Genomic DNA, 6,982 nt, shown 5'->3' with positions numbered 1-6,982 from the left:
TGTCTTATGATATTCTGCTTTCCTTCACTCATCCCAGGTGTTTTTCTCGGTCTTCCCATAATTTAAAAGCCTCCTGTGTTTTATTCTATCACAGAAGGCTTTTACAGAAAATTTCTCGCAGTCTCATTTGTACCAACTTTTCGCCATGTTTCTGCATTTCCAGTATTGCACTTTTCAGTGGCACAAATATAAATATATTCATCTCCCCAGCTAAAGTCTTTCCCACAGTATAAAGGGTGTTTTATTAATTTTTCAGACATAGAGCAAACCTGTCTCCATCCATTTTTCTTTATTGCTTTTCCTTTAATAATCATGAAATCATCTTTAGTTGTATATCTAATATTTGCGCTCATCCTCATTAATCTTGGGTCTACTTCATTATATAACGGATTTGCAATTGCATAATCTCCATAAGTTGGCATTCTCTGAATAGGTATTTTTGTATTCTTTAATTCACTCCATATTTTCCACTCTGATCTTGGTATAAAACCAGTACTATCTGATGCCACAACAGAAAGTGTTTCCGGAAAAGTCGTACATGCTAAAGTAAGAGTTCTCCATTCATTAATTTTAGGGATGGAGTTGATAATACTTATAACCGAGAGAATATTCTTCTTCTCATCATCAGGAGAAATATCTTTCAAATCAATAAGAATATCCACTTGAGAATTATCTATTTCAAGATAGCTAATTAATGAATCTAGTCTGCTTTTAATATCCAAAAAGTCCTCATCTTCAAGTCTTATACATACTCCGAGACTATCTTCTTTAATAGCATGTTTAACTTCTGCTTTATAATCATCATCTCTTTCATAACCAATGACTGGAATTGCCAAAAAATTTCTTTTCCGCACTTCATTCATTATAAAATTTAAGGGATGACTTCCATCCTCCATACGCTCATCCTCACCAAGCCAAAATAAATCAATGAACAAAGGCCTATTAGGTATCCACGTTTCCTTTATTTGCTCGCCTATATTTGCTAAGTGTTGGTCTATTGTTTTAGCTGGTGTATCATTTACATAATCATACGGGACAGGAACAATTTCAATTAAAGGCGTAAATTTTTCTCTTAATGTATTTGGTAATTCCTGAAGTGCTCTTTGTTCACCTCTTTTCCATTTTAAAATTGGAACATAATGATTATCTGCAAACATTTAGTACCTCCTATTATTTTTGTCATATGATAATATTCTTCAAATCATATGGTAATACCTTCCCGTTATACAAATTTTTAGTCATGCAATTCGACAAAGCAATTTAACCTTAAATCGAAACTTTTACCAGAAAATTATTTAAATACAGCATTAATTGTTTATATAATATTTGCATAGATGCTTCTTAACATCACAGGAGGTATAGATACATAGACTAGACTATAAAATGGAGTTACACTTGCACAGTTATTGATATGATTAAACTGGGAATAGTATGATTCTTATTAAACTGTCATGACTTTTTTATTAGTAGATTTTCAAAAAGCTTGTAACTCTGGTTAATGTTTCGTACAATAAAATTCTTATTCATAGATTAAATATTTTACAATTAATATGGAGTTAAAATAATATATGGACTATATGGAATTACTATTCTACAGTTGAAGATGTTCTTGTAAACTGAGGCTTAATTGCCAATCCAAAATAACAAAAAAGCCATGCACTTGATATATTATCGCTAATAACAAATACATGGCTAATTATAGTATATAAATTGAATCAAAGCTTAAATGAACTTTAATTACTCAACAAACTTTATTTTAAATATACATATTTAAATTTAAAGTTACACAGTATTTTTTAAAAATACAAACTTTATTTTAAAGTCACAACAAGGAGTGATTCATCTCTCCCACCCTACTCCACCGTTACACTCTTCGCCAAATTCCTTGGCTTATCTACATCGCAGCCTCTTTCAATGGCCATATAGTAAGCAAACAGTTGCAGCGGTGTAACTGCCGATATTGGGGCTACAAGTGAGTCAACATCGGGGATTGTCAGCACCATGTCCGCAGTCTTCTCCAGCTCTTCCCTGTGCCTTTCCTGGGTTATAGCCAGAACCACGGCACCTCTTGCCTTGACTTCCCGTATGTTGCTGACCATCTTTTCAAACAGAGAATCCTGAGTCATGGGGCACACCACCAAGGTGCCTTTTTCTATCAGGGCGATTGTTCCGTGCTTCAGCTCTCCGCCTGCATATGCCTCAGAATGGATGTATGAAATTTCCTTGAGCTTCAGGGAGCCTTCCATGGAAAGGGCATAGTCCAGGCTCCTTCCAATAAAGAAAATACTCTTTGAATTGAAATGGGCATGGGCGAATTTCTGTATGTCGTCCTTATCCTTGAGGATATCTTCAATACCTCCGGGTATCTTCTTCATTTCCTCCAGAATGGTGTTGGCCTGTTCCCTTGTAATAGTCCCCTTTTTCAGACCGAGATCAAGTGCAACCAGATACAGGGCTGTTAGCTGGGTATTATATGCCTTTGTGGAAGCCACCGCGATTTCAGGTCCTGCCCAGGTGTAAAGCACATCATCGGAATCCCGTGCTATGGAGCTTCCCACCACATTCACTATGGAAAGGATTCTTGAACCGCCCTTCCTGGCTTCTCTCAAAGCAAACAAGGTATCCAGCGTCTCACCTGACTGGCTGATGATAATAGTCAGATTCCTGTCACTGATAAGCGGGTCGCGGTATCTGAATTCTGATGCCACATCCACCTCCACAGGTATCCTGCAAAGCTTCTCTATGATGTATTTTCCCACAACTCCTGCATGGTAGGCAGTACCGCAGGCAACTATATATATTTTTTCAAGTCTTTCAATGTCTTCCCTGGTAATATTTATGGAATCCAGCACCAGTTCACCGTTTTTGATTCTGGGATTCATTGTGTCCCTGATAACCTTGGGTTCCTCGTACATCTCCTTCATCATGAAATGCTCGTAACCGCCTTTTTCTGCCGCTTCGACATTCCAGTCCACCTTGAAAACCTCCTTGTTCACAGGAGAGCCAAGGCTGTTGAAAACCTGTACACTGTCCCTTTTCAAGATAGCTACCTCCTTGTCCTCAAGAATGTAGATATCTCTAGTATATTCAAGAATTGCAGGAATATCGGAGGCAATGAAATTTTCACCTTCTCCAAGGCCCACTATCAACGGGCTGTCTTTTCGTGCACACACGAACATATCCTGTTCATCCCTGCAGAGCACCCCCAGGGCATAGGAGCCTTCAATCTCGTCAATCACCTTCATTACAGCATCTACAAGGCTGCCCTCATAATAGTATTCCACCAGATGGGCGATTACCTCCGTATCGGTTTCAGACTGGAAGGTATAGCCCTGGCCAATTAAAAATTCCTTTAACTGCATGTAGTTTTCAATAATACCGTTGTGAACCACTGCAATCTCTCCGCTCTGGCTGATGTGCGGATGTGAATTCACATCATTGGGCTCACCGTGGGTAGCCCAGCGGGTATGCCCTATTCCCATGCTGCCCTCAAGTTTTTCCGTCTCCAGCAGGTCTTCCAGGCAGGACAGCCTGCCCTTGCACTTGATAACCCTCAGAGCTCCGTTTTCATTTACTGAAATCCCAGCCGAATCATAGCCTCTGTATTCCAGCTTTGAGAGTCCGTTTATAAGAACAGGTATTGCCTTTTTGCTTCCGATATATCCAACTATTCCACACATAATAAATTCTCCTTAACAAAATAAAATTTTAAAAAAATTAAAGACTGCTGCAGCATGCACAAATCCGGCATGCTTCGGAACTGGATTTTCATATGTAGACCTGCGTTTCAGGGTTCTCACAGGCATAGTTTACCCATTTTGAAAAATTTCCGGCACCCACTTGTGCTTTACCGAATCATGGATTAAAATTCCAAAACAGCAGAACAGGCTGTGCAACTGCTGATAAGGTATAAGCTATAAAAATACTGCATTGCTTCATAAAGCCAAAGCATATAATCCCTGCATACATATCCCACGCTGCCGTCATGACTGTCCGCAGCCCGAACGCTACACAGGCACACTGGTTAGCACACCGGCTCAATGGTACAATGGCTCAATAACACAATGGCTCAATGGCATGACATCACAATGTCGCCATGTCAAAATTGTACAATTGTAAACTATTAAACCGGCATGTGGGCACATGGGTACACGGATACGCATAAAACCGTCACAAAGGCACAGGGTAAGACGCCCAGGGCATAAAAACAAAAAGCATACAGCCTGTAAACCCTACAAAAGTATTCATTTGTCGTAAAGCTTTTTTGAATATAATTTGAGTATGATTTGAATAAAAAAACAGATATGATACAGGATTAGTTACGTGAGACCTTTTTGTTTTGCAGTCACCTGCAACTTTTGTATGGGAATATTCAATATTCCCGGTCTCTTTCGATTGTAACAACCGGAAGGTATCCGCCGAATCTTTCGATACGCTCCAGCCTTGGCTGAACCGCTTCCTTCACCTCGTCAACAGATAAGCTTTTAAACTGAATCTGTCCTGGCGCCTTTTTAATTCACTTTTAACCCTGGGCTTTCTCCCACCTCCAAGTCCCGTTGAATTCAAGCCTACATATTATAATATATTGTAATTGCCATGAAAATGCAACACATTTAACAATTTATTTATTTTTACAGGCAAAACGCACTCCCAGGGAAAGGGATACACAAGCAGCCGTGAAATCAGCCACACTGTCAATGCTCTTAGGAATATTGCAGCTAGATGTGGGAACAATTGCAGACGCAGATAAAGCCTTTGCGCTAATAGCTCCTTGTCCCCAACTCACTTCGCTCTTATCAGTCTGACAACAAAAAATACTATTGAACCAAACATTAAAACTAAAAAAACGGGAAGAAACCAAATGGGCAATGCTCTGGCAAGTGCAGAGTTTATAGCCAAGAACGCAAAAACACCTACCACTAGCAGCTTAGTAGTACTGAGCATCTTTTTGAGTATTGGATATATTCGCGCTTTGTTTTCTTCTGTAACAGTAACACCTGTGTTCCAAGCCTGTGGAAAATGTTCCAGAACTGTTATTCCTATGTACATTATCCATCCGATTATAGCAAGAACCAATAATTCTATTTTATTTCCCCATCTGTCAACCTCTCCCATAGTATTATAATGACCGGAAATTTTATCAGGAATACTGCTCCAATTAGCCGCTAAATATCCTGTTACTCCAAGCAGCAACAATAAACAAATCAAATTTATAACAATATCGTATTTACTTCTCTTCATAAACATAAATATTACCCTCTAAAAATTATGCTTTAAAATAAGTTCTATAAAATATTATATACTTATCATGATACTTATATATCAAGCCTGACTCACTTGGGGCCAAATTTGCACCAAGTGAGTTTAAAAGGTTCAGGCGCCTAAAACAACTGAGTTTTGGGCCGAGTGCCGTTACTGGTAACGCCGCCAGACATAAGTTTATACTTCTTTTAAGGGCACTGTCCTAAGGTGTATTGCTTATGCCAGCCTTCCTTCTATGACCCTCACAAGCTCCTTTGCCCTTCTGGTTATGCTTTCCTTGTCCCTGCCTTCTATCATCACCCTTACCAGAGGCTCGGTTCCAGAAGGCCTTATGAGCACTCTGCCCTCTCCCTGGAATTCCTCCTCAAGCTCCTGGCACATTTTCTTTATTACCTCGTCCTCAAGATACTTGTATTTCTTCTCATTGGTCACCTTTGCGTTAATAAGCACCTGGGGCAGCACCTGCATCACACCTGCAAGCTCTGACAGCTTTTTGCCGGAATCCTTCATCACCTTCAGCAGTTGCACCGCCGTCAGCAGCCCGTCACCGGTGGTATTGTGCTCCAGGAAAATAATGTGCCCTGACTGCTCGCCCCCCAGCATATATCCCTTGTTCAGCATTTCTTCCAGCACATATCTGTCACCCACCTTGGTTTTTTCAATGACAAGGCCGTTGCCTTTTACCATGATATCCAGGCCCATATTGCTCATAACAGTGGCAACTACGGTATTGTGGGCCAGCTTGCCCTGCTCCTTCAGATGAAGGCCTATTATGGCCATTACCTGGTCTCCGTCTACCATATTGCCGTTTTCATCAACCGCAAGCACCCTGTCGGCGTCACCGTCGAAGGCCAGGCCTATATCAGCCTTTATTTCCCTGACATAGTCCTGAAGCTGTTTCATGTGTGTTGAGCCGCAGCCCGCATTTATATTTATTCCGTCCGGCTCGTTGTTTATAACATTAACATTTGCCTTTAATTCGTACAGTGCCATTGGCGCCGCCTGGAAAGAAGCTCCGTTGGCACAGTCTATTGCCACGTTTACACCCTCCAGGTCTCCTGTGATTGTTCCTTTCACAAAGTTCACATAATCCTCAAGCGCTGTCTCCTTATACATCTTGTAGCCTATATTCTGGCCTATGGGCTTTGGCAGCTCATCTCCTCCGTTTAAAATAAGCTCTTCTATTTTGTCCTCTATGGCATCGGGCAGCTTATAACCGTTTGAGTTGAAAAACTTTATACCGTTATATTCAAAAGGATTGTGCGAAGCCGAAATAACTACTCCCGCATCAGCGTCATACAGCCTGGTCAGATATGCAATCGCCGGAGTGGGTATTACACCCAGGCTCACAACCTGCGCACCTACTGAGCAGATACCCGATATGAGGGCTGCCTCCAGCATATCCCCTGATATTCTGGTATCCATTCCCACCAGAATCTTAGGTGTATGTTTTGTTTCTCCCGTCAGCACATAAGCCCCTGCCTGCCCCAACTGGTACGCAAGCTTCGGAGTCAGTTCAAGGTTTGCAACACCTCTTACCCCATCTGTTCCAAATAAGTTTCCCATTACATTTCCCTCCACGGTCATAAATTTTGTTTTATAAAAACAGCAAATGTATGTAATTTTGCCTGTATAAATCCCTATTCAATGTCTATTCTGGCAGGCTGGCCTTTATTCAGCTCATTTTATGGGCTTCACAGCGGCAGATTTACAGCCCACA

The 6,982-nt window shown here is 40.8% G+C and carries 4 protein-coding genes; all 4 read right to left on the bottom strand.

Annotation, left to right across the window (positions count from 1 at the left end; all coding sequences use genetic code 11):
• Positions 1–101: 101 nt before the first annotated feature.
• The 4 genes from CLHUN_RS17105 to glmM all read right to left on the bottom strand — a co-directional run bounded on the left by CLHUN_RS17105 (position 102) and on the right by glmM (position 6,828).
• Complete coding sequence (locus CLHUN_RS17105) at positions 102–1,157, bottom strand: beta family protein (RefSeq protein WP_080065849.1); 1,056 nt, start codon at positions 1,155–1,157, stop codon at positions 102–104.
• 696 nt (positions 1,158–1,853) lie between these two features.
• Positions 1,854–3,680: a glutamine--fructose-6-phosphate transaminase (isomerizing) gene (gene glmS / locus CLHUN_RS17100; protein ID WP_080065848.1), complete on the bottom strand. Its 1,827-nt coding sequence runs from the start codon at positions 3,678–3,680 to the stop codon at positions 1,854–1,856.
• Positions 3,681–4,782: 1,102 nt separating this feature from the next.
• The gene (locus tag CLHUN_RS17095; protein ID WP_080065847.1) at positions 4,783–5,247 is read right to left on the bottom strand and encodes a DUF1648 domain-containing protein; all 465 of its coding nucleotides are present in this window, start codon (positions 5,245–5,247) and stop codon (positions 4,783–4,785) included.
• Between the two features lie 231 nt (positions 5,248–5,478).
• Positions 5,479–6,828, bottom strand: a complete 1,350-nt coding sequence (gene glmM / locus CLHUN_RS17090) for a phosphoglucosamine mutase (RefSeq protein ID WP_080065846.1) — start codon at positions 6,826–6,828, stop codon at positions 5,479–5,481.
• Positions 6,829–6,982 lie beyond the last annotated feature (154 nt).

The organism is Ruminiclostridium hungatei, from assembly GCF_002051585.1.
GTDB classification, from domain to species: domain Bacteria; phylum Bacillota; class Clostridia; order Acetivibrionales; family DSM-1351; genus Ruminiclostridium; species Ruminiclostridium hungatei.
This window is presented reverse-complemented; position numbering and strand designations above follow the sequence as displayed.

Coding starts and splice junctions, on each gene's coding strand:
- CLHUN_RS17105 (WP_080065849.1), bottom strand. CDS start 1,157: ATGTTTGCAGATAATCATTATGTTCCAATTTTAAAATGGAAAAGAGGT.
- glmS (WP_080065848.1), bottom strand. CDS start 3,680: ATGTGTGGAATAGTTGGATATATCGGAAGCAAAAAGGCAATACCTGTT.
- CLHUN_RS17095 (WP_080065847.1), bottom strand. CDS start 5,247: ATGTTTATGAAGAGAAGTAAATACGATATTGTTATAAATTTGATTTGT.
- glmM (WP_080065846.1), bottom strand. CDS start 6,828: ATGGGAAACTTATTTGGAACAGATGGGGTAAGAGGTGTTGCAAACCTT.